Genomic DNA, 21,679 nt, shown 5'->3' on the forward strand with positions numbered 1-21,679 from the left:
CCCGGCGCCTGGGAGGCGTACCGGGGCCGCGTAGAACGCACGTGTCACCGCGCGGTCACTCACTGTTGAGTTGCCAAGGAAGCTCACTTTCCGACGATCCGGCGGCCGTTCCTCGGCGGTCCCGCCGCCGTTGCGCGTCCGGCGATGCCTCAGGGGTTCCGCTTGCGGATGAGGATCATCACCGCGCCGCCGATCACGACCAGCCCGATCGCGATGCCGCCGATCACCGGCGTCGCGCCGGAGCTGCCGGTCTCGGCGAGATCGTTACCGGCGTCGGTCACCGTGCCTCCCCCGACCGTCGCCGGGCTCGGTTCGCTCAGCGTCCGGACCGAGTCGCCGCCCGCCCCGGCCTCGGTCTCGGTGCGGCAGTCGAGCACGCCCCGGAACTGCTTCGCGTAGCCGTTGGGGCCCTTGATCGTGAAGTCGTACGCCTGGTCCTCCTGCAGCGGGATCGTCACCGTCCGGGTGCCGCCCGCCTCGATGGTGTACGTGATTCCCATCAGGTCGAAGGCGAAAGGCTTGTCACCCTCGTTGGCGGCCGTGATGTCCAGGCCGCCCTCGGCGCAGTTCTTCTCGGCGGACAGTGCGGGTATCGCGCCCTTCTCGGCCCAGTGCGCGGTCGCCGTCGCGGAGACCGTGGACTCGCTGGAGCCCGCGAGGATCTGGGTCTGGCTGCGGGTCTCGGAGGCGAACGCACGGCCGACCGGGACGGTCGTCGAAGCCTCCACGGTCAGCTCCGCCGTGCCGTCCGCGGTGTCCTCGGGCACCTCGAAGTACAGCTCGCTGCCGTCCCCGGCCGAGGTCACGGCCTCACCCTCGGCGTCGACGACCTTCACGCCGTCCGCCGTCGCGTCCGAGGGCGGGGTCACGGTCACGCCGTCGGCGTTGGTGTGCACCGTGACCGGGCCGAGCCGCTCGCCGGCCCGACCGGAGACCGCCGACGGGTCGAGGGTGAGGGAGGCGCTCGGCTCCGCCAGGTTCCGCGCGTTCTTCTGCAGATAGTCCGCGAGCTTCTCCGCCTCCGGGTCCAGGGCCGTCACATCGGCTCCGTCGGAGTACCGCCAGATCGCCACCTGGGTACCGGTCGCGGCGTCCTGTTCCGTGAGGCCCTTGGCCCCCGCCTTGTCGGCGAGTGCCGCGAGGTCGTTCACCTGCGGGTAGGAGTTCTGCAGAATCCAGCGGATTCTGCCCGCGTCCTTGTTGGCCCCGAGCGAGGTGCCGCTCCAGGGGGTCTCCTGGTACTCGGCGTCCTTCTGTGTCGGGTTCTGGACGTCGACGCAATAGGTCTGCAGGGTGCCGCCGCCGTCGACGAACATCTCGAACAGCCCTGCGGGGAGCTGCTGTTCCTGGCCTTCGTCGGTACGGAGCACAGCCGTCCCGTACGTCTTCAGGCCGCCTATGGTCGCGGTCGCCCCGCCGGAACTCTGCGGAGTCTCGTCGGCGACGGACGGGCTCGCGGTGGCGATTCCGCCCGCGACGACGAGGCCGGACACGAGCGACACGGCGGCGAGCCGGCCGGCCTTGCGCCTGCGTGCGGCCCGCCCGAACCCACCGGAGATCGACGCCGAGAACCAAGAAACCACAGAAATTCCCTTCGAGCAGGACCCGTTGACGTGGGGGGTGGTCCCACCAGCAGAATCAGAAGCCCCGTGAGCTATGCCCGGCATCCTAGGGATGCGGTGCACCACTCTTCCCAGTCGTATCGTCGGACAACCGATCCGAATCGGAATCGTTATCGGTCGCACAGCTCGCGAACAGCACTTATCGACAAGTCGATGAGATGTGTACACAGGCTCTTCACGGTGTGTCCGTCGATGGACCACGGACCGATGAGCCGAAACGCCACGCCCGTTCCGCGGAGCACGATCCGACGTCACGTCACCCCCGCGGGTTCCGGGCGCAGTTCGGTGGACGCGTCGAGCAGGCTGCCGGGCGGCGGGGCCTCCCAGGCCGGCTCCGGCCGGGAGGCAGACTGGGCCGCGATCGCCGCCTCACCCCTGGCCGTCCGCCGGAACGCGGACGTCCCCCGCGACAGATCGTGGCCGACGGCGACCGCGTCGACATCCGCCGAGACCCGACTCTGCCCGTCGCGCTGTTCGGTGCGCACCTTCAACCGCCCGTGCACCACGACCGGATCACCCAGCGCGACGGACGACGCCACGTTCGCGGCGAGCGCGCGCCGGGCCCACACCGTGAAGAAGTTGGTGTGCCCGTCGGTCCACTCGTTCTTCTCCCGGTCCCAGTAGCGCGAGGTCACCGCGAGTCGGAAGCGGGCCGACGAACCCGTCGCCAGCTCCTTGCAGACCGGCTGGGTCGCCACATTCCCCACCACACACACCATCGTCTCGTTCATCTCGCGAACCCCTCCTTCACACCGGCGTCGGACGCCGTCGGCATCGGACACGCGTACGGGCCCGTCCCGTACGACTGCTGCGTCCTTCGGGCGGCGGTCCCTGCGATCGCCGCGAATCCAGACTGCCGCCGCCGGGCCGAGCCCGCTGAGCCCTGTGTACTACCCGCCGGTTGTGGACAACTCCGTCACCCGAGGGGGTGAAAGGCCGACCTCACCTCACCGGTGCCGCCCCCAACACCCGCCCGTACTGCTCCCGCACCTCCCGGTACCGCAGCAGTTCGGCGGCCACCGGATCCAGCACCCGGGCCCGGCCGCACCCGGCGGCGGCCTCCCGCAGCCGCCGTTCCGCCTCATGGCCGTAACGCCTTGCCGGACCGCGTGCCGCCAGCCGGCATCCCCACTCGACGGCCGGACCGCCGACGATGCCGATCACCATCAGCAGCACCGGCACCCCGAGATTCGGTGCCATGAACCCGATGATCTGCCCCAACAACCACAGCCCTCCGACGACTTGGACCAACGTCATGGAGGCCTGTGCGAGCACCGCCGCCGGCCACCAGCTCGGCCGCGGCGGCCGCCCCGTCGGAGCCCCGGCCCGCACCGCCAGCTCGTCCAGCGCCTCGGGCAGCCCCTGCGCGCCTCGTACGGCCGCCTCACGCACCGCCTGGGCCCAGGGCTGGGGCAACCCCCTCGCCGCGCGCTCCGACAACGTACGTACGGCCTGTTCGACGCGCTGCCGGGCGGTGGCCTCCTCGTCCACAGGCGTCTTCAGGGCGAGCCGCCCGGTCGGGGGTTCGCTCCGGTCCTGGTACCAGCGCCACAGCCGCAGCCACGGCGTCCCGCACGCGCGGTTGGCGTTGCGCAGCCAGGCACGCTCGGCGGCCTCGCCCGCGGCGGTGGCGCCGACGGCGTCCGCGAGGCGCGCAGCGAACTCGTCGCGCGCCCTCTCGCTGAGCCCCGCGCGCCGCTGATTGGCGTACACCGGCCACAGCCGCGCGGCCGCCGCGTCCAGATCGGCGCGGACCCGGCGGGCGGGGGCACCCCGCTCGGCCACGAACTGCTCCAGCGCTTCCCGCAGTTCGCCCACGCCGTCCCCGGTGAGCGCGGACAGCGCGAGCACGGTGGCCCCGGGTTCGCCGTGTTCCCCCAGCGCGACGCCGTCCTCGTCGAGCAGGCGGCGCAGATCGTCGAGCACCTGGTGGGAGGCCTCCCCGGGAAGCCGGTCCACCTGGTTGAGGACGACGAACATGACCTCCGCGTGCCCGGCCAGGGGCCGCAGATAGCGCTCGTGGAGGACGGCGTCGGCGTACTTCTCCGGGTCGACGACCCAGATGACCGCGTCCACCAACGCCAGGATTCGGTCGACCTGCTCACGGTGCTGCACGGCCGCCGAGTCGTGGTCGGGCAGATCCACGAGGACGAGACCGCGCAACTGGGCCTCCGCCTCAGCGCTCTGCAACGGCCGCCGCCGCAGCCGTCCCGGAATCCCCAGCCGGTCGATGAGGCTCGCCGCTCCGTCGCTCCAACTGCACGCGATGGGTGCGGCCGTGGTGGGCCGACGGACACCCGTCTCCGAGATCGCCACCCCCGCGAGCGCGTTGAACAGCGTCGACTTGCCGCTGCCGGTGGCACCCGCGATGGCGACGACCGTGTGCTGCCCGGAGAGCCTGCGCCGCGCCGCCGCCTCGTCCAGCACCCGCCCCGCCTCCGCGAGGGTCGCGCTGTCCAGCCGGGTGCGGGACTGTCCCACCAGCTCGCGCAGCGCGTCGAGCCGCGAGCGCAGTTGCCCGTCGTAGGCGAGCGGGACGACCGACTGCGCGACCGGGGCCCTGGTCTCCACGGCCGGCACCCGCTCGGCGGGACCCGCCTCGGTGGCACGCCGGGCGATGAGCCCGTCGTCCCAGGGGTCACCGGCCTCCGCGCCGGCCTCCGCGGCCACGGCGCCCGATTCCGTACGCGCAGCTCCCGGATCCGTACGCGCGGGACTCGACTCCGTACGCGCGGGACCCGACCCCGTACGCGCGGGACCCGATTCCGTACGCGCGGGACCCGATTCCGTACGTGCCGAGGCGCCCCGGAACCCCTCACCGGGGGTTCCGGCGAGTTCGTGGCGGGACACGCCTCCACCGGAACGGTCGTCCACGCGCGCGAAGAGGTCGTTCTCGCCGCCCTCCGTACGCGGCTCACGGCGCGGGCGCGCCGACGGACCGGCGACGGTCCTGTCCCGGCCGCCGATCGCGCCCCGACCCCCGGTCCCCTCCGAACGCTCGGCCCCGGCGGCAAGGCCGTTGGTCCGGCCCTCGCCCTTCTCATCGACCATCTTGCCGACCTTCTCGCCGAACTCCGCGCCGACGTCGTAGCCGAAGTCCTTGCCGAACTTCCCGTCGGACTCCTTGCCGAACGCCCTGCCAAACTCTCTGCCGAATTCCTGGCCGAAGTCCCTGCCGGGCTCCTGACGGGCCGGCCTGGGCCTGGCCTCGCCCTTCTCAGGGAGGTCGTCCCCGGTCTGATCCGTGTGATCAGTGACGGCGGTCACGACGGTCACCTCTCCTTCTGCAGTACGGACAGGGCGGCGATGAGTTCGGCCTGCGGGTCGGGGTGCACCTCGAGGGCGTCGAGCGGGGCGAGCCGGCGGTCGCGCTCGGCGTCGAGCGCCCGTTCGAGGTAGTCGGTGAGCAGCCGTCCACCGCGGTCGCGCAGCCGCAGCGCGCCGTGCGCCCCGATCCGTTGTGCGAGCCCCTCCCCGGCGGACCGGGCCCGTCGGCCGCCCAGCAGGGCCGTGGCACCCAGTGCGGCCACCACCTCCGTGTCCGGAGCGACGCTCCGGTCGAGGTCGCGCACCTCTTCCTCGGCGTACTCCTCCAGGACGCGCCGCCAACGCCGCACGGTCATCCCGATGCGGTGTTCGACGCTCTCCCCCGTCGTGTCACGCTCCGTCAGCCCCGCCGCCACGGCGGCCGGTTCCCGGCTCCAGGCCTCGCCGATGCGCTCGTCGGCGGCGGTGACCGCGCACAGCAACAGGGTGCCGAGGCTCTCGACGAGGGCGTCGAGCAGTTCGCCGGCGGTGCAGTCGAGGGGGTAGCTGCGCCACCGCTTGAGGGCGTCACCCGCGAGCACGGCCCCCGCCTGCAGCCGGCCCTTCACGCGCGCGTGCTCGCTGTCGTACGCGGAGTCGACGGCGGCGGTGAGCCGGAGTGCGGTGGAGTACTGCTGGGCCGCCGCACTCGCCAGCTCGGGCATCCGGGACCGCAGCGAGTCGAGGACCCCGTGCGCGGTGCGGGCCATGGCCTGGTGACGGGCCTCCGGATCGGTCGCCTGCTGGATGAGCCAGGTCCGCAGCGGCGCGACGGCGGTGCCCGGCAGCAGCCCGCCGCCCCAGGCGGACTCGGGGAGTTCGGGGACGGTGAAGCGGGGTACGTCGCCGAGTCCGGCCTTGGTCAGCAGCGCCCCGTACTGCCGGGAGACCTCGGAGACGACCTGGTGGGGCACCCGGTCGAGCACGGTGACCAGGGTCGCCCGGTGTTCCTTCGCGGACCGCAGCAGATGCCACGGCACGGCGTCGGCGTAGCGGGAAGCCGTGGTGACCATCACCCAGATGTCGGCGGCGCAGATGAGTTCGGCGGCGAGGACCCGGTTGTCGGCGTCCAGGGAGTCGATGTCGGGGGCGTCGAGGAGGGCTAGGCCGGGCGGCAGGCTGTCGGCTGTCTCGATGCGCAGGAAGCGCTCGCCTCTCCTGCCGCCGCCACCGTCGCCTTCGCCGTCCGGCGGGAACGCGTCGTCGTCCGGATCCTGACCGGGGTCCCGCGGCGGCGCCCAGGCGCGCGTGAGGTTGGGCAGGACCCGCATGCCGCTGAACCAGTGATGGTCCTCGGGGTGGCAGATCAGGACGGGCGTGCGGGTCGTCGGCCGCAGCACGCCGGCCTCGCTGACCTTCCGTCCCACGAGGGAGTTCACCAGCGTGGACTTGCCGGCGCCGGTGGACCCGCCGACCACCGCCAGCAACGGTGCCTCGGGTTGTCGCAACCGGGGCACCAAGTAGTCGTCGAGTTGCGCGAGCAGTTCGTCGCGGTTGGCACGCGCGCGCGGGGCCCCTGCCAGGGGCAGCGGGAAGCGCGCGGCGGCGACACGGTCGCGCAGGGCGGAGAGCGCGTCGAGCAGCTGAGGCCGTACGTCCAAGGTCACCACATGCGAAGAATGCCCAATTTTGTGGACTTTCTGAAGCATATAAGTACGTCTGCGCGCCGACAGGACACACGGGACGGAGGGGACGAGAGGGGCACAGGCATAACGAGTGCACAACACCCGGGGTCCGAGGCGGCAAAAGAGGTGCACGATTCGTACCTGCCTGCGATTATCAGGACCGCTTCACCGAACCTCCACATTGAGCCACGGAGGCGAAGCAACAGGGACAAGGACTCGGGAGCCCTATCCTTGTCCCCGGCGACGTCACGGATCAGCCCACACCCGGGCACCAAGACAGAGGCCACCACACCCGGCCCCCGTAGCTCAGTGGATAGAGCAGGCGCCTTCTAAGCGCTTGGCCGCAGGTTCGAGTCCTGCCGGGGGCGCCCACACCCCGCCCTCCCTCCGGGAGGGCATTTTTGCTGTTCGAGGGCCACCGCACCCCGCCGACGGAATCACGCCAAGCGATCAAGCTGTGACGCAACGCGACGCGGAGTCGGGGCCCGACGAGATGTACTACACATTCAAGCCTTGATCACACTTGATGGTGAACCTACCAAGATCACGCAACTGGCAGCGGTGAAGGACGGTTGTCCCAGGTGCTCATCTGAAGATCACCACAAGGGGAAATCTTGACCACGCCGCACATCGCACGCCTTCTCGCGTCACTGGTAGCCGCCGGAGCACTCGTTCTCACGACGCCGTCCGGAGCGCAGGCCACCGCGGTCGGATCAACTCCCGTGCGCACCTTCGAGTACACCTTGGGCGGCGTGACCGTGAAGGTGCCAACGGGGTGCATGTTCACCCACATCATCCGCGGAAGCGGGAAGAAGGTCACCTATCAGAACGCGGGTGTGGACTGCGCCTTCGTGGGGGCGATGAGCAGTGGGTTCTGCAACTGGCGCATCGACTTCACCTACGCGGACGTGAACAACCGCGTCTATCGCACCTCGCGGGGCAAAACGCACAGCGAATGCAAGACCGACCCGATGAGGAACAACTCTCCCCAGACGCTGCCTCGTTATGGGAAGGCGTGCGCCCACCTTCATGTCAACGGTGTGCGGCGTGTGAGCCAATGCCACCACATCACGAAGTGAGTCGTTCATGGTCGACCAGCAAGGCGGGCAGAGCGCACCGCGTGTGCACGAAGCGCGGCGTCGGCGAGTCGAGATCGTCGCGTTCCTCTCAGGGATGGGCCTCGTACTCGCCTTCTTCGCGTTTTTTCCCGGGCTGCCGCATGTCATCGACTGGGGAGCGATCCTCGTGTCCCTGGCCGGGGGCGGGCTCGCCCGGTGGGGGTGTCGGGCCTGGATGGCCAGGGGAGCCAAGGAGTAGGCACCTGCCGTCGCGGGGGACTCGGTAGGGAGGTGGTGTCAGGCCACGGACGTGGCGTCGGGGACCCAGTAGGAGCCGTGGTGGCGGTGGAGGTGGCCCAGGTCGACCAGGTAGCGGCGGAGGGTCACATGGTCCACCGGGGCGTCCTCGCACCAGGGGCGCAGCTTCTCGTTGACGGTGCGCTCGGGGTACTCGATGCCCGGCTCGAAGGTGCGTTCCGCCACGTACCGCAGCACGACCAGCTTCCGCTGCCACCGGGCCGGGAGCCGCACGAGGCGCCCGTCGCGCACGAAGGTCCGCAGCACCGGATCGGTCCGTTCCGGCTCTCCGGCTCGCCCGGCCGCGGGCATCCGTCCAGTCGCCTCGGCCCCCTCCGCCCACCTGGCGCCCAAGTTCGGTGTCGCCGTCTGCTCCTCCGCGCCGTTCACTCTTCCGCCCCTCTGTCCGGCTGTCGTCCCGTCGCCCGGAGGTTAGCCGCGCGGCTCCCGGAGCCGCACCGGAATTCCAGTCGGCGCGGGGCGTCCGAAGGTGCCGCTCCCACACTCGCGTTCGGAACGGGTGATCCCCCGATGAACGCCGTGACCACCGGTGCGCGGGCGCGTTGAAGGGGCGTGCGGCCACGAAGAAGCGGTCGCGCTCACCGATCAAGAAGGAGAACGTGATGTCTCGCATCGCGAAGGCAGCCGTCGTCACGCTCGGCACGTCCGCCGTCGTGCTCAGCGGCGCCGGCCTGGCCTCGGCGGACGCGGGCGCCGAGGCCAAGGCCGTCGGCTCCCCGGGTGTCCTGTCGGGCAACGTCGTCCAGGTCCCCGTCAACGTGCCGATCAACCTGTGCGGGAACACGATCGACGTCATCGGCCTGCTGAACCCGGCCTTCGGCAACGTCTGCGTCAACAAGAGCGACGACAACCACAAGGGCAACCCCGGCAGCCCCGGCCCGTCCGGCTACGGCCACTGACGGGGCCGACGCCCCGAGCGGCACGGCTGTTCCGGCAGGCCAGGAACTGCACGGCAGTACCAGGAAGCCCCCGACGGTGTCCGACCGTCGGGGGCTTCTCGCCACTCCAGGAGCCCGTTCCCGGAGCCCATTCACGCCGCCCGGTCACGCGGCCCCACCGGTCACGCGTACCGGTACACGCTCCCGATCTCCTCCATCTGCCCCGGCGTCACGTTCCACGGCGGCATCCGCTCGTCGCGGGCGAGGATCCGGCCGCGCTGGGCGTCGCCCCGGGCCGGCGGCTTGGCCGGGAGGTAGCGCGCGCCCTTGTGCCGGCGCTGCCAGCGCGTCCACTGCAGGTCGATGAAGGCGTGATGCAGCCAGAAGACGGGGTCGTTGACGGAGGCGCCGCCGACCATGTGCCCGCCGACCCACCGGTGCACCCGGTTGTGGTTGAGCCACGAGCCGTTGCCGGTCCCCTGCCCCCACCCTTCGAGCCGGTTGCGGAACCCCCCGCGGGTGACCGAGTTCCAGGGGGCCTTGTCGTAGACCGGCTCGGCGAGGGCCGCGTCCAGGTCACGGGCCGTGGGAAGACCGACGGGGTTGCGGGGGTAACCGAAGTCCCGGGTGAGGTACTCGACGTCCGTGAGCCCCTCCGTGATGGTCCACCTGCCCGTGCCGTACGCGAAGGGGCCGGTCATCACCCGCTTGTCGGAGCGTCGGCCGTTGCCGCCGAGCAGATCCGCCGTCCAGGGCACCGAGGTCGTCGTACGGTCCCGGGTCCAGTCCCAGTAGGGCACCGTCACCGAGTCGTCGATCCGGCGCAGCGCCTTCTCCAGCTCCAGCACGAACCGGCGGTGCCACGGGAGGAAGGAGGGCGCCATGTGGGCCGTCCGCAGACCGCCGTCGCCGTCGGAGACGTAGTGGTCGATGTGCATGCGCACGAACTCGTCGTACTCACCGCGCTGTTTGAGCTGCAGCAGCGCTCCGACGAACCGCCGCCGCTCGCTGCGGGTGAGGGTGCTGACGTCCTTACGCGTGTAGGCCATGGCCGACCGCTCCCTCCATGGTCGCCGACACGCGCAGGCGCTGGGCCGTGCCCAGCTCGTCGACCGCCGCGCGGGTCGCGTCCAGGGCCGTCGGGTACGAGCGGTAGTGGTCGATCATGCTCAGGTACGTGCCGTCGGCGCGCCGCATCAGGTGGAGCGGACGTCCGTCGACGGTGATGTCCCAGGTGTCGCGGCCGGGTGTCCGGGCGGCCAGATAGGCGGCCTGGCCCGTGTCGGCCCTGGCGCCGCGGATGCGGTGGCCCCGATAGATCTCGTCGAAGTCGGCCTCCTCGGGGCGCGCCGACGGGCGTGGCCACGCGGCGGCGACGACGGGGGCCACGGCCAGGGCGAGGGCGGAGACGCCCAGCGCGCGCAGCGCGTTGCGGCGCGTTCTGCTCCGGCCGGCGTCGGGGTCCGCCGTCACTCTGCTCGTCACTCTGCCGACGAACAACACTCTCTCCTCGTCGTGTTCGGTAGCGGTGACCCCCGGGCGGCCGGCCCGGGCGCGTGCGGCCCGGGCCTCGTCCTCCGTGTCGCCGCGGGCTCAGACGAGCCCGAGGTTCGCGGTCGGCGCCGTCCGCAGCACCGGGGTGAGGACGGCCGCCTGGGGGTCCTTGAGGCTGGGCAGGCCCAGCGCGTCGGGGTTGGGCGCGGTCAGCGGGGTGTCCACGTTCAGCCCGGGGGTGAGGGTCCGCAGGTCGGCGGCGGGGGCGTCGACGCCCACACGCTCGAAGCCCTCCCCGACGATCCGGGGCAGCGGCGTCTCGGCCTGCAGCCCCGGCAGCGCGGCGCCGAGCGGCACCTGCGGAAGGGCACTGGCGGGCAGCAGTCGGCCCTCGACATACTTCGGTCCCTCGGGAGCGCCCGGCGACAGCAGCGGCAGTTCCCCGCCCAGCCTGGGCATCTTCACGTTCAGGGAGTGCTCCACCCCTTCGAGCGGTACGGGGACGGGCACCGTCTCGGCCGCGACGGCGGGGGCTGCGGAGGCGCCCACCGCGGCCGCCACACCGGTGACGACGGCGGCAAGGGTTCCTCGTGTGGTCGGCTTCATCTCGGTACGGTCCCTTTCAGGAATGGGCGGATCCGGGGCTCGGCGTCCGTATCTGGTGAACGATCCGGAGATCTCCCTCAGCGGAAGATTCGCCCGACTGCCGCAATAGTCCGAGAGGCCTATCGGCCCACTGGTCGTCTGCTCGTTTCGTCGCCTGGTCGTCAGGTCGTTTAGTCGCCTGGTCGTTTGGTCGGCCGGTCGGACGGTCCGGTGGTCAGCTGGTCCAGAAATCCCACCAGCGGGTCAGGACGAGCATCCCGATCACTCCGAGGTGCACCACCGGGAACACCCAGGTGAACTCGCCCAGGAAGCTCCGCAGCCCGGCGGGCGCGGGCAGGAGACCCTCGCGGACGACGAACGAGGTCAGGTACCAGAAGAGGACGACCGTGGCGATCCAGGCCAGGCAGCACCACAGACAGAGCGAGTTGATCCGGTACAGCGACTCGAACTGGAGCCAGGTCACGAAGCCGACCCCGAACAGCGCGCCCGCCTCGAAGGTCAGCCAGTACCAGCGCGGGAAGGCCGCCCCGGCCAGCAGGCTCATGCCGACGCAGATGACGATGCCGTAGGCCACCAGGCCGATCATCGGATTGGGAAACCCGAAAGCGGAAGCCTGGTCGCTCTTCATGATGTTGCCGCAGGAGACGACCGGGTTGAGGCTGCACCCGGGGGTGAAGTTCGGGTCCTCCAGCAGCTTGAACTTGTCGAGCGTGATGACCCAGGAGGCGAGCAGTCCGGCCGCTCCGGTGATCAGCAGCAGGATCGCGAAGGCACGACTGCCGCCGGCCGCACGGTGCGTGCCCCTCACACCCGCGCCCGCCGCACCAGCGGAACCAGAGGAACCCTCGGCACCCGCCGTACCGGCCCGGCTCTCCGACCACCCTGCCGGGGCGGCCATCAGTCGCGCAGGCTGCGGGCCGGCAGGAGGACGTGGGCCGCGCTGGTCAGCGTCTCGGTGTCACCGGCGAAGGCGGCGAGGGCCTCGGGCTCGACGGGCGTGCCGGGCCGGGCCTCGGGCCAGGGGCGGGTCGCGAAGAGCAGGTAGGCGAAGCCCCGCCGGTCGACGGCGGCGAGCCACTCCGGCGGCGCGGGGCACTGGGCGTTGAGCTGCGGCATCGTGACGACGGCCTGACCCGCCTCGACGAGCAGGGTGACCGGCAGGCTGGGGTGGGCGGCGCCGTCGACGACCTTCTCGCCGATGGACAGGCCGAGGCTCGTCAGCAGATCCGCGACGGCGGCCGTGGAGCCCTCCGGACCGCTCTGCCCGTCGCCCAGGGTGTAGGCGAGCAGGTAGGGCATGTCCCCGTCGGGGGCTTCACCGCTCCATGCCATGACGACGAGCGTGCCGAGGTCTGCGGGGCGGAAAGGGCGGGTTTCAGCGGAAGTTGAAGTCACCGCGGAACCCTATCCACGCCCGCCAAACGACCCTGCCGCCTTTTCACCCGACCGGGCGACAGCCGACGACCGACCACACGAACGAGGGACACGCCTCGAACATCGCGGACGTCCGTCATGGCGGACGTCCGTCATGGCGGACGTCCCTCTCCGGGGCGGGCGAACGAGCGGGGCCGGTCCCGCGGCTGCGCGGAACCGGCCCCGTGGGGCCGCGAGGGGAACGGTCAGCGCTGGAGGGGCAGACCACCGAGGAGCTGGCCGGGGCCTCCGGAGGAGTTGAGGGTCTTGGTCGCGCCGTTCACCGTGTGGAGCACGGAGTCCTTGTTCTCGGTGTCGAGCGCGTTCGACTGCTGCTGCAGGGGTGCGGGTGAGATGGGCTCCTTGAAGAGGGTGTTCACCGCGCCGTTGAGGCTGGTGGGCGTGACGTCCGTGGCGTCGTAGGCGGAGGCCGGCGCGGCGGCGCCAGCGATGGCCATGGTCCCGGCAACGACAGCGGCGGCCTTCAGGGACTTCATCGTGTTCCTCTCCTCGGAATACTGGAAGCACTGCGCCGTGTCCAACGAGCCCTCGCGTCGGCGGAAACCCCGTACCGGACAGGTCATATCTGACGCCGAACGACAGGTCATACGAACCAGCCGGTCCAGCAGGTCCAGCAGGTCTAGCGCACGGGCAGCGTGCCCGTGGGCGGCGTCGCGGGCAGTTCCGCCGGCGGCTGGACCGGTGGCAGGTCGGCGGGGACAGGCAGTCCGCTGCCGACCAGGATGGCCGCGATGAGCTTGACCAGGCTGGTCACCACACCGGTGACGGCGGGCACCACCTGGGCCAGTTCGCCGGAGGTGACCGCCTTGAGCAGGGCGTCGACGGCGGCCTGGAGGGCGGTGAGCGCGTCGGTCACCGGGTCCGCCGCGGTTCTGCCGACCGGCAGCGCGAGGCCTCGGTCGAACGCCGGCAGCGTGACGGCCTGCTGCGGCGCGGGCGGCACCGACGGCGCCGCGGGGACGACGGGCGCGTTCACGGCGGGCGGCGCCGGGGGCACGGCGGGCGCGGGCGGCGTGACGGGCGCCGCGGGCACGGCGGGCGCGGGCGGAGTCACGGGGACGGCGGGTGCCGCCGGGTCGACCGGCAGGGCGGCCGGCGGGGTCGCCGGTGCCGCCGCCTTGGCCTTGTCGATGGCCTCCTGCACGGCCTTGCCCAGCGAGGCCGCCTGTTCGGCGGAGAGCTGACCGTTGTCCGCCTTGAGTACGGCGTCGAGCAGATCGGTCACCGGCTTCAGTACGCCACCGAGGTCGCCCAGGCCCTTGAGCTGGGTGAGGAGCGCGTCCGCGCCGGGGACGGGGGCGGCCGCCGACCGGGCGCGGTCACGCGTCGTCTCGGCGTCGGCCGCCAGGGCGGCGGGGGCGGTGACGCCGAGCAGGAGCGTGGCGCAGAGGGCGGGGACCGCGAGACGCCGTGCGGGCAGAGCACGCATGGATGTTCCTTTCACCGGTGCGACGGATTGGCTTTTCACCTTGTCTTTTCACCGTGAAATCGGTGTCCTCCGTCTGCAACCGAGGGACCCCATTCGGGGCAACACGAACCGGCCGCCCTCCCTGCGGGGAGGACGGCCGGTTCGTGTGTGAACGTGCGAACGTCAGTCCGAGGACGTCAGTTTTCGAACGTCAGTCGTTGAAGCACTTGTTGCCGAACGCCGGGTTCAGCAGACCGATGATGTTGACGGTGTTACCGCACACGTTGACCGGCACGTGAACCGGAACCTGAACGACGTTGCCCGACAGCACGCCCGGGGAGTGGGCGGCGAAGCCCTTCGCCTCGCTGTCGGCGGTGGCGACGCCGGCGGTGCCCGCCACGGCCGCGGCAGCAACGGAGGTCAGGGCCAGGCCCTTCGCGATACGCGACATGGAGAGGTGCTCCTTGGAGTTGATGCAAAAACACTCGGGCGGGGATGCCCGGCGCTGGAGTCAACGCGCGGCACGGGCCGGGGGTTGTGCCTCCAAAGGGGTGATCTCCCAAATCGCCTGCTTCACCATTCCGACACAGTTGGCATGTTCCGCGAATACCTGGGCGGGGCGGGCTAGAGTTGCGCACCTCCCCAGCCCGCCGCTGCCTTTATCAGATCCGCAGATATTCGACACGTAGACGGTCTGCGGAATTACCCCGACAAGCACCCGAACGAGCTCCCGAAAGGGCACCGACGGTCATGCGAATTCATCCGGGTCCTTCGCTGCGCCGCGCATGGGTGGGCTGCTGCGCCCTCATGGTCCTCCTGGGGCCCGGCGCTCCCGCGACGGCCGCACCGACCGCCCCCTCCCCCGAGGCCGAGCGCCTGGCCTTCGTCCAGCGCTACCGGGCGTCGCAGCACGGCGGGATCGTCCGCGCGGCCAACTCCTCCATCACCTGCCGCACATCGAACACCTCGACCACACCGACCACACCGACCACGCCGTCGTGCGCCGACGCGCGCGGGGGGCGGACCGCCGCGAACGACGACTTCGACATGTTCTACATCGACGTCGACCGGGACCCGAACACCTACAACTCCAGCCGGGGCGAGGTCCGCCTGCCGCCCGGCGCACGCGTGTCGTACGCGCGGCTGTACTGGGGCGGGAACCTGCGGGTCGGCGAGCAGAAGCCGCCGAAGGACAACGGGCGGGTGCTGATCGCGGAGCCGGGCGGGGCGTACAAGGAGGTCCTCGCGGACTCGGTGGTGGGTCACCGGGTGACGCGGGACGCGGACGCGTTCCAGGCCTCGGCGGACGTCACGGAGCTGGTGCGGTCGAGCGGTTCGGGGCTGTACACGGTGGCGCAGGTCAATGTGGCCATGGGCCGTTCGGCTGCCGGGGCGTGGGGCGGCTGGACGCTGATGGTGGCCTACGAGAACCCGGCGGAGCCGCTGCGGCATCTGGCGATGTGGGACGGGTTCGACACGCTGTCGACGGGCCTCGACACACTCCTGACGGGCGGTGGGCAGCGGATCCGGCTGACCGGGGCGGCGCTGCCGGAGCGGGCGCGCGGGACCGTCGGGCTGGTCGCCTACGACGGGGATCGCGGGAGCCCGGGCGACTCGCTCACTGTTTCGACCGGGCGGGGCCCGGCCGTAGTGCTCGGGGACGCCGCCAACCCGCGTGACGACGTTCTGAATTCGACGATCAGCCAGCCGGGATCGGTCGTCGCGGGGCGTACGCCGGCGTACACGAACACTCTCGGATACGACTCGGACGTTCTCGAACTGGACGACGAAATCGGGCGCGGCGGTGACCAGTTGGCCTTCCGGCTCGTTTCGCAGCGGGACGCGGCTTGGGTCGGAGCGCTCTTCGTCGCCGTCGACGCCAAGCCGTGACGCGCGCCGCCCGGCGCCGCCCTTGAGCGAGGAACCCGCATGCAACTGTCACCATCCGACCCTCCGTCGCGGGTCCTGCACCTCACCCAGCCGGTCGACGGCGGCGTGGCCCGTGTCGTGACGGACCTGGTGCGCGCCCAGCTCGCCGAGGGCCTGTGCGTCGCGGTGGCCTGCCCCGACGGTCCGCTCGCCCGCGAGCTGCGCGCGCTCGGCGCCGACGTACGGCACTGGGCGGCCACCCGGTCGCCAGGGCCGTCGCTCGTGTCCGAGGTGCGCGGGGTGCGCCGGATCCTCGACGACGTACGGCCCGACCTGGTGCACGCGCACAGCGCGAAGGCCGGGCTGGCGGGCCGGCTCGCCGTACGGGGGCGCGTGCCGACGGTGTTCCAGCCGCACGCCTGGTCGTTCGAGGCGGTGGACGGCGCGATGGCGGCGCTGGCGCTCGGATGGGAGCGAACGGGGGCGCGTTGGGCCTCGCGGGTGGTGTGCGTCAGCGAGGCCGAGCGGATCACCGGCGAGCGGGCCGGGGTGCGGGCGCGCTGGACGGTGATCCCGAACGGGGTCGACGCCGGGCGCTTCCGTCCCGCCGCCGTCGACGCGGTGCGCGCTCAACTGCCGCTGCTCTCCGGGATCGATCCGGCCACGCCGCTGGTCGTGTGCGTGGGGCGGTTGTGCCGGCAGAAGGGGCAGGACGTGCTCCTCGCGGCGTGGGACGAGGTGCTGCGGCGGGTGCCGGGGGCGCGTCTGGTGCTGGTCGGGGACGGACCGGACGACGAGCGGCTGCGGACCCTGGCTCCCGAGGGCGTGCTGTTCGCCGGGGCGGTCGCGAACGCGGTGCCCTGGTACCAGGCGGCCGATCTGGTCGTCCTGCCGTCGCGGTGGGAGGGCATGGCGCTGGCTCCGCTGGAGGCCATGGCCTGTGGACGGCCGGTCGTGCTCACCGAGGTGGACGGGGCCCGCGAGAGTCTGCCGCCCGGGCAGGAGCCGGTGCCCGTCGAGGACCCCGCGGCGCTCGCCGGAGCCGTCGCCGGTCTGCTGCTCGACCCGCTGCTGCGGGAGTCGCTCGGCCACCAGGGGCGCCACCACGTACTGACCACGCACGACGTACGGCACACCAACGAGGCCGTCGCGGGCGTGTACCGCGAACTGCTCGGCGGTGCGGACGGCCGGCGCGGGGAAGCCACCGAGTGCAGGGAGTCCATCCACACGTGACTGCGGAACGTACGGAAAGCACCGTCCCCTCCTCCCATGGGCAGCGACGCGAGTTCGGCGGCGCGTCCGTCTCGGTAGCGCCGCCGCGCGAGACCGTCGGCGGCCTGACCTTCCCGGCCGGCAGGCGGCCCGTCGCGCGGCCTCCCTCAGGACTGCCGCTGCTCGCCGTGGACGGCGGCGCGGCCCTGCTCGCGGTGCTGGCGCTCACCGGCGACACCACTCCCGGGCGCCCCCTGATGGCGGCCGCGCTGGCCCTCGCCGTGGCCTGGCTGAACACCCGGGCCCGCCTCTACCGGCCGCCCGCCGTGCCCGCCGTGCTCGACGAACTGCCCGCCGTGTGCGGACGGATCGTGCTGGGCTGGTGCGTGCTCGGCGCCGGTGTGGCCGCGCACTCCCCCGATCACGCCCTCACCGCCCACGAGCTGGCCCTCGGCTGCGCGCTGCAGTCGGCGGCGGCCTGTCTCGGCCGGGGCACCGTGCACCTGTACCGCCGCCGGGCCCTCGTGCGGCGTCCCGGGACGGCTCTGGTGGTGGGCCCGGCGGCGACCGCGCAGCGCGTCGCCGCCGCGTTCCTGCGTCACCCGGGATGCGGCATCCGGCCCGTCGGGGTCGTCGCCGACCAGGTCGGCGGGACCGAGGGCCTGCCCGTGCTGACCACCGCCGAGGAGGTGCGGCGGGCCGTCCTGCAGAACGGTGTGCAGACCGTGCTCGTCGTCGGCTCGCGCATCGATCGCGCCCCGTTGCTGCGGACCTTGCAGGACGGCGGCTGCGCGCTGTGGGAGGTGGACGCCGAGTCCCCCTCGTACGACCGGGACGGCTCGACCGAACTGCTCGCCGGGTTCGCCTGCCGACGGCTGGAACTGACCGGCGGTCATGAGCCCGTCGGGAAGCGACTGGTGGACGTGCTGGTGTCCGGGGTGCTGTTGCTGCTGGTGAGTCCACTGCTGCTGGTGTGCGCGGTGGTGCTGCGGCTGAGCGACGGACCCGGCGTGGTGTTCCGGCAGGAGCGGATCGGGCGGGACGGACTGCCGTTCACGCTGCTGAAGTTCCGCACCCACCGGCCGGCCGACGCGCACGAGGCGGCGACCCGGTGGAGCGTGGCGAACGAGCAGGAGATGGGCTGGTTCTGCCGCTTCCTGCGCCGCACCTCGCTGGACGAGCTGCTCCAGCTGTGGAACGTGCTGCGCGGCGACATGAGCCTGGTCGGCCCACGCCCCGAACGGCCCTACTTCGTGGCCAAGTTCGGGCAGACCTACCCGGGCTACGCGGCCCGGCACCGGATGCGGACCGGCATCACCGGACTGGCCCAGGTCACCGGCCTGCGCGGGGACACCTCCATCGAGGACCGGGCCCGCTTCGACAACGCGTACATCGACAACTGGTCGCTGTGGCAGGACGTCTGCATCCTGGTCCGCACGGCCGCCGCGCTCGTCCGTCCGACGGGGAGCTGACCGTGACCTCTGCGCGCGCTGCGGCGCCCGTCCTGCCCGTCGTCGCCGTGGTCGCCGCGCTCGCGCTGCCGATCACGCCGGACGCCAAGGGCGGCGCGACCCCGGCCGACGCCGTCTCCGGCCTCCTCGTGCTGTGGTGCGCCGTACGGCTGCTGCGGGACCGGCGGCGCCCCCTGACCCCTGCGGCCGCGGTGGTCCTCGGCCTGCCGGTGGCCGGTCTGGCGCTGGCCGCGGCCGGGGCGGGCGACCCGGGGGCCGGGCTCGCCGGGCTGGGCCGCTACCTCCAGGTGTTCGTGCTGGTCCCGGTGGCGGTCCTGCTCAGTGTCCGGAGCCGGTCCGACTTCCGGGTGCTGGCCTGGTCGTTCGTGGGGCTCGCGCTGTGGCAGGGCGCGGTCGGGGTGCACCAGTTCGCCACCGGGACCGGGGCCAGTTACGCCGGTGAGGACATCCGGGCCGTGGGGACCTTCGGGGCCGGCGACGTCATGGGGATGGCGACCGTGGTGTCGTTCGGGCTGGTGTGCGCGGTGGGTCTCGCGCTGGCGCCCGCCACGGCGCAGCAGCGGGCCTGGGCACTGGTCTGCTCGGCGCTGCTGGTGCTGCCGCTCGCGGTGTCGTTCAGCCGGGGCGCGTGGATCGCCACGGCCGTGGCGTGCGGGCTGCAGGTGGTGCTGGCCGGGCTGCGGCGGGCGGTGGTGGTCTTCGCCGCCGTGGCCGCCGTGGGGGTCGTCCTCGTCGGCGGGCTCGGCATCGGGTCGGCAATGCTGCAGGAGCGGATCAGCAGCATCACCCGGGTCGCCGACGCGCCGGACCAGTCGGTCACCGACCGGTACACCATGTGGGCCGCGGCCGTCGGCATGTGGCGCGAACAGCCGCTGACCGGCGTCGGGTTGAAGGGCTTCCCCGAGCACCGCGACAGCCACGCCTCGCTGGCGCTCTCCTCCGGCAGCGACATCGCCGGCGCCGGCACGGCCTACCAGAAGCAGCCGTTGCTCTCCCCGCACAACATGTACCTCCTGGTCCTGAGCGAGCAGGGGCTGATCGGCCTGCTCACGCTCGGGGGGAGTTGGCTGGCCCTCGGGGTGTGCGGTGCCCGGGGTCTGGCGCGGGCTCGCCGCGAACCCGGGCCGGGCGGACACGCACGGGGTGCCGGCGGGCGCGGAGGCGGCCCGGGTGGTGTCGACTGCGGGCTCGTCGCCTGTGGGCTGGTCGCCTGGGTGCTGGTCGACTTCGTGTACGCGGACATCGGCGGGCCGACGACCGTGCTGACCGCCGTGTGCTTCGGGCTGGTGGCGTGGTGGGCCCTGGCGGACCGGACGGCCACGGACGCCGCTCCGGTCGGGGCCGTCTCGGCCGGCGTTCCGGAGGAGGCCGGTGCACGATGACCTCGACGCCTCCTCGCGCACCGCGCGGAACACCTCCGCAGCCGCCGCGGCCGCCGCACCGAGCGCCCGCGGCGCACGCCTCCGCGGGCCACGCGGCGGCGACTTCCGCCCCTGCCGACCCTGCGCCGACGGCTTCCGGCCCGGCCGGACCGGCGTCGCCGACTGCGGGCCCCACCACCCACGGGTCGCCGACTGCCGGTCCCTCCGGCCCCGTGTCACCGACTGCCGGTCCCTCCGACCTCGTGTCGGCGGCTTCCGTCGCTTCCGACCCCACCCGCACCACCGTGCCGTCCGTCTCCGACCCCGTCACCCCAGGGCCGTCGGCCTCCCCGTCCGTCGGCGCCTCGGTGCCAGGGGCCCGCGCCGCCGATCTCTCGGAGGTCGCGCCCCCCACCGGCCGGTTCCTCGCCAAGGCCACGCTCGTCACGGCGGCGCTCACCGCGGCGGCGGCCCTGCTGGGGCTGGGCCGTGACCAGGCACTGTCGTATCTGTTCGGGGCCGGCAGCGAGACGGACGCCTTCCTGGTCGCCTGGACGGTGCCGGAGTTCGCGGCGACGCTGTTGATCGAGGACGGCATGGCGTTCGTGCTGGTCCCGGCGTTCAGCGTGGCCGTGGCCCACCGTGCCCGGGGCGGCGTGGGCGACCCCGTCCGCTCCCTGGTCGCCTCGACGCTGCCCCGGCTGACGCTGGCCTTCGTCGCCGCGGCCCTGCTGCTGATCGTCGGAGCGCCCTACCTGGTCGAGGCGCTCGCACCCGGCCTCCCCAACCCCCGACTGGCCGTCGACTGCACCCGGTTGACCGGCACCTGCGCCCTCTCCTTCGGCCTCGCCGGCTACTGCAGCGCGGCCCTGCGCGCCCACCGCCGGTTCGTGGCCCCCGCGGCGATCTACGTGGCCTACAACGTCGGGATCATCACGGCGATGTTCATGCTCGGCGGCCGCTGGGGGGTGCGGGCGGCGGCCGTCGGTGTCGCGGTGGGCGGCGTACTGATGATCCTCACCCAACTTCCCGCGCTGTTGCGCCAGTTGCGACGCAAGGAGCGGGCCCCGCAGGAGCCGGGCACCCTGGCGGGGGCCGACGGCGACGGCGCCCGTCCCGTCGAGTTCGCCCTCATCAGCACCGTCCTGCTCTTCGCGCTCTGCCGTCAGTCCCAGGTCCTCATCGAGCGTTTCCTCGGCTCGACGCTGCCCGCCGGAGCCATCTCGCACCTCAACTACGCGCAGAAGGTGGCCCAGATCCCGATGACGTTCTCGCTGATGCTGTGCACCGTCACCCTCCCGGTGGTGGCGCAGGCGATGGCGGAGGGCGACACCGAGCGGGCCCGCAGCCGGGTGGAGAAGGACCTCGCGCTGGTGTCGTGCATCGTGCTGCTCGGCGCGGCGGCGATCTTCGCGTGCGGGCCGCAGATCATCGAACTGCTCTTCCAGCGGGGCGCGTTCACCGCACAGGACACGGCGGCCACCGCCTCGGTGATGCGCGTGTACGCGCTCGGGCTGCTCGGGCACGCCCTGGTGAGCGCGCTGGTGCGCTCCTACTTCTCGGCCGGCCGGCCCACCTGGTACCCGCTGGTCGCCATGGTCGCCGGGATCGTCGCGACCTCGTGGATCGGCGCGGCCACCGTCGGTTCGTGGGGCGTCCTCGGCATCGCCGCCGCCAACGCCGTCGGCATCACCCTGACCGCCCTGCTCCTGCTGTACGGCATGGGCGGCCGGGCGGTGCCGATCCGCACCCGGCAGGTGGTGACCGAGATGAGCCGGCCGGTACGGGCGGCGGTGGCCGCGGGCGCGGTGGGGATGTACTGCGCCGACCGGATCGATTCGCCCGTCCTCGGCCTCGCCGCCGGCGGCGCGGTCGTCGCCTTCGTCTTCGTCCTGCTGGCCTGGGCCATGGGCGCCTCCGGCGTCACGCCCGCACTCCGTTCCGTCACACGAAGGCTCGCCCATGTCCGTATCCGCTGATCGTCCGTCCGTGCCCGCTGATCGCGTGCCCGTCCCC

Annotated in this window: 20 protein-coding genes, 1 tRNA gene and 1 pseudogene; 9 read left to right on the top strand and 13 right to left on the bottom strand. The window is 72.4% G+C overall.

Annotated features, from left to right (window positions below):
* Positions 1-149: 149 nt before the first annotated feature.
* From GWK25_RS35060 to GWK25_RS35075, 4 genes are all read right to left on the bottom strand, one after another.
* Complete coding sequence (locus tag GWK25_RS35060) at positions 150-1,583, bottom strand: TQXA domain-containing protein (protein WP_308404389.1); 1,434 nt, start codon at positions 1,581-1,583, stop codon at positions 150-152.
* Between the two features lie 290 nt (positions 1,584-1,873).
* Positions 1,874-2,353, bottom strand: coding sequence for a single-stranded DNA-binding protein (locus GWK25_RS35065; protein WP_215455532.1), 480 nt, complete (start codon positions 2,351-2,353; stop codon positions 1,874-1,876).
* 211 nt (positions 2,354-2,564) lie between these two features.
* Positions 2,565-4,673 carry a GTPase gene (locus GWK25_RS35070; protein WP_251830526.1) on the bottom strand — a complete coding sequence of 703 codons (2,109 nt, stop codon included), beginning with the start codon at positions 4,671-4,673 and terminating at the stop codon, positions 2,565-2,567.
* 221 nt (positions 4,674-4,894) lie between these two features.
* A complete protein-coding gene (locus tag GWK25_RS35075) occupies positions 4,895-6,577 on the bottom strand; it encodes a dynamin family protein (protein ID WP_215455534.1) in 1,683 nt (560 codons plus the stop codon).
* A 271-nt stretch (positions 6,578-6,848) separates the two neighbouring features.
* Here GWK25_RS35075 and GWK25_RS35080 point away from each other — a divergent pair.
* The 3 genes from GWK25_RS35080 to GWK25_RS35090 all read left to right on the top strand — a co-directional run bounded on the left by GWK25_RS35080 (position 6,849) and on the right by GWK25_RS35090 (position 7,870).
* A tRNA-Arg gene (locus GWK25_RS35080) sits at positions 6,849-6,921 on the top strand.
* Between the two features lie 246 nt (positions 6,922-7,167).
* Positions 7,168-7,632, top strand: coding sequence for a hypothetical protein (locus GWK25_RS35085; RefSeq protein WP_215455535.1), 465 nt, complete (start codon positions 7,168-7,170; stop codon positions 7,630-7,632).
* Positions 7,633-7,639: 7 nt separating this feature from the next.
* Complete coding sequence (locus GWK25_RS35090) at positions 7,640-7,870, top strand: hypothetical protein (RefSeq protein ID WP_215455536.1); 231 nt, start codon at positions 7,640-7,642, stop codon at positions 7,868-7,870.
* Between the two features lie 38 nt (positions 7,871-7,908).
* On the opposite strand, the pseudogene GWK25_RS35095 reads toward GWK25_RS35090, so the two are convergent.
* A pseudogene (locus GWK25_RS35095) lies at positions 7,909-8,211 on the bottom strand (DUF2087 domain-containing protein); the annotation flags it as partial.
* 320 nt (positions 8,212-8,531) lie between these two features.
* Here GWK25_RS35095 and GWK25_RS35100 point away from each other — a divergent pair.
* Entirely contained in the window at positions 8,532-8,828 is a 297-nt protein-coding gene (locus GWK25_RS35100; protein WP_215455537.1) for a chaplin, read from the top strand.
* Between the two features lie 161 nt (positions 8,829-8,989).
* On the opposite strand, the gene GWK25_RS35105 is transcribed toward GWK25_RS35100, so the two are convergent.
* The 8 genes from GWK25_RS35105 to chpG form a co-directional block, all read right to left on the bottom strand.
* The gene (locus GWK25_RS35105) at positions 8,990-9,856 is read right to left on the bottom strand and encodes a tyrosinase family protein (RefSeq protein ID WP_215455538.1); all 867 of its coding nucleotides are present in this window, start codon (positions 9,854-9,856) and stop codon (positions 8,990-8,992) included.
* Positions 9,840-10,292, bottom strand: coding sequence for a tyrosinase family oxidase copper chaperone (locus GWK25_RS35110; protein WP_308404390.1), 453 nt, complete (start codon positions 10,290-10,292; stop codon positions 9,840-9,842). The genes GWK25_RS35105 and GWK25_RS35110 overlap by 17 nt, the downstream gene beginning before the upstream one ends.
* 108 nt (positions 10,293-10,400) lie before the next feature.
* Positions 10,401-10,907 (bottom strand): hypothetical protein, encoded by a 507-nt coding sequence (locus GWK25_RS35115; RefSeq protein WP_215455539.1) that lies wholly within the window; start codon positions 10,905-10,907, stop codon positions 10,401-10,403.
* Between the two features lie 214 nt (positions 10,908-11,121).
* The gene (locus GWK25_RS35120; RefSeq protein ID WP_308404391.1) at positions 11,122-11,715 is read right to left on the bottom strand and encodes a vitamin K epoxide reductase family protein; all 594 of its coding nucleotides are present in this window, start codon (positions 11,713-11,715) and stop codon (positions 11,122-11,124) included.
* Positions 11,716-11,804: 89 nt separating this feature from the next.
* Positions 11,805-12,302, bottom strand: coding sequence for a DUF5949 family protein (locus GWK25_RS35125; RefSeq protein WP_215455541.1), 498 nt, complete (start codon positions 12,300-12,302; stop codon positions 11,805-11,807).
* 224 nt (positions 12,303-12,526) lie between these two features.
* Positions 12,527-12,817 (bottom strand): hypothetical protein, encoded by a 291-nt coding sequence (locus GWK25_RS35130; protein ID WP_215455542.1) that lies wholly within the window; start codon positions 12,815-12,817, stop codon positions 12,527-12,529.
* Positions 12,818-12,960: 143 nt separating this feature from the next.
* Positions 12,961-13,770, bottom strand: coding sequence for a hypothetical protein (locus tag GWK25_RS35135; protein ID WP_215455543.1), 810 nt, complete (start codon positions 13,768-13,770; stop codon positions 12,961-12,963).
* A gap of 190 nt (positions 13,771-13,960) precedes the next feature.
* Positions 13,961-14,200 (bottom strand): chaplin ChpG, encoded by a 240-nt coding sequence (chpG, locus tag GWK25_RS35140; RefSeq protein WP_045557607.1) that lies wholly within the window; start codon positions 14,198-14,200, stop codon positions 13,961-13,963.
* A gap of 299 nt (positions 14,201-14,499) precedes the next feature.
* Here chpG and GWK25_RS35145 point away from each other — a divergent pair, with 299 nt between their 5' ends.
* From GWK25_RS35145 to murJ, 5 genes are all read left to right on the top strand, one after another.
* Positions 14,500-15,639 carry a DUF3344 domain-containing protein gene (locus GWK25_RS35145; RefSeq protein ID WP_215455544.1) on the top strand — a complete coding sequence of 380 codons (1,140 nt, stop codon included), beginning with the start codon at positions 14,500-14,502 and terminating at the stop codon, positions 15,637-15,639.
* A gap of 39 nt (positions 15,640-15,678) precedes the next feature.
* Positions 15,679-16,851: a glycosyltransferase gene (locus GWK25_RS35150; RefSeq protein ID WP_215455545.1), complete on the top strand. Its 1,173-nt coding sequence runs from the start codon at positions 15,679-15,681 to the stop codon at positions 16,849-16,851.
* Positions 16,848-18,302, top strand: a complete 1,455-nt coding sequence (locus GWK25_RS35155) for an exopolysaccharide biosynthesis polyprenyl glycosylphosphotransferase (protein WP_374105883.1) — start codon at positions 16,848-16,850, stop codon at positions 18,300-18,302. The genes GWK25_RS35150 and GWK25_RS35155 overlap by 4 nt, the downstream gene beginning before the upstream one ends.
* A gap of 2 nt (positions 18,303-18,304) precedes the next feature.
* Positions 18,305-19,684 (top strand): O-antigen ligase family protein, encoded by a 1,380-nt coding sequence (locus GWK25_RS35160; RefSeq protein WP_308404393.1) that lies wholly within the window; start codon positions 18,305-18,307, stop codon positions 19,682-19,684.
* A 212-nt stretch (positions 19,685-19,896) separates the two neighbouring features.
* Positions 19,897-21,642, top strand: coding sequence for a murein biosynthesis integral membrane protein MurJ (gene murJ, locus GWK25_RS35165; protein ID WP_374200661.1), 1,746 nt, complete (start codon positions 19,897-19,899; stop codon positions 21,640-21,642).
* The last annotated feature ends 37 nt before the right edge of the window (positions 21,643-21,679 follow it).

Source organism: Streptomyces sp. ATCC 21386 (genome assembly GCF_018728545.1).
Lineage (GTDB): Bacteria > Actinomycetota > Actinomycetes > Streptomycetales > Streptomycetaceae > Streptomyces.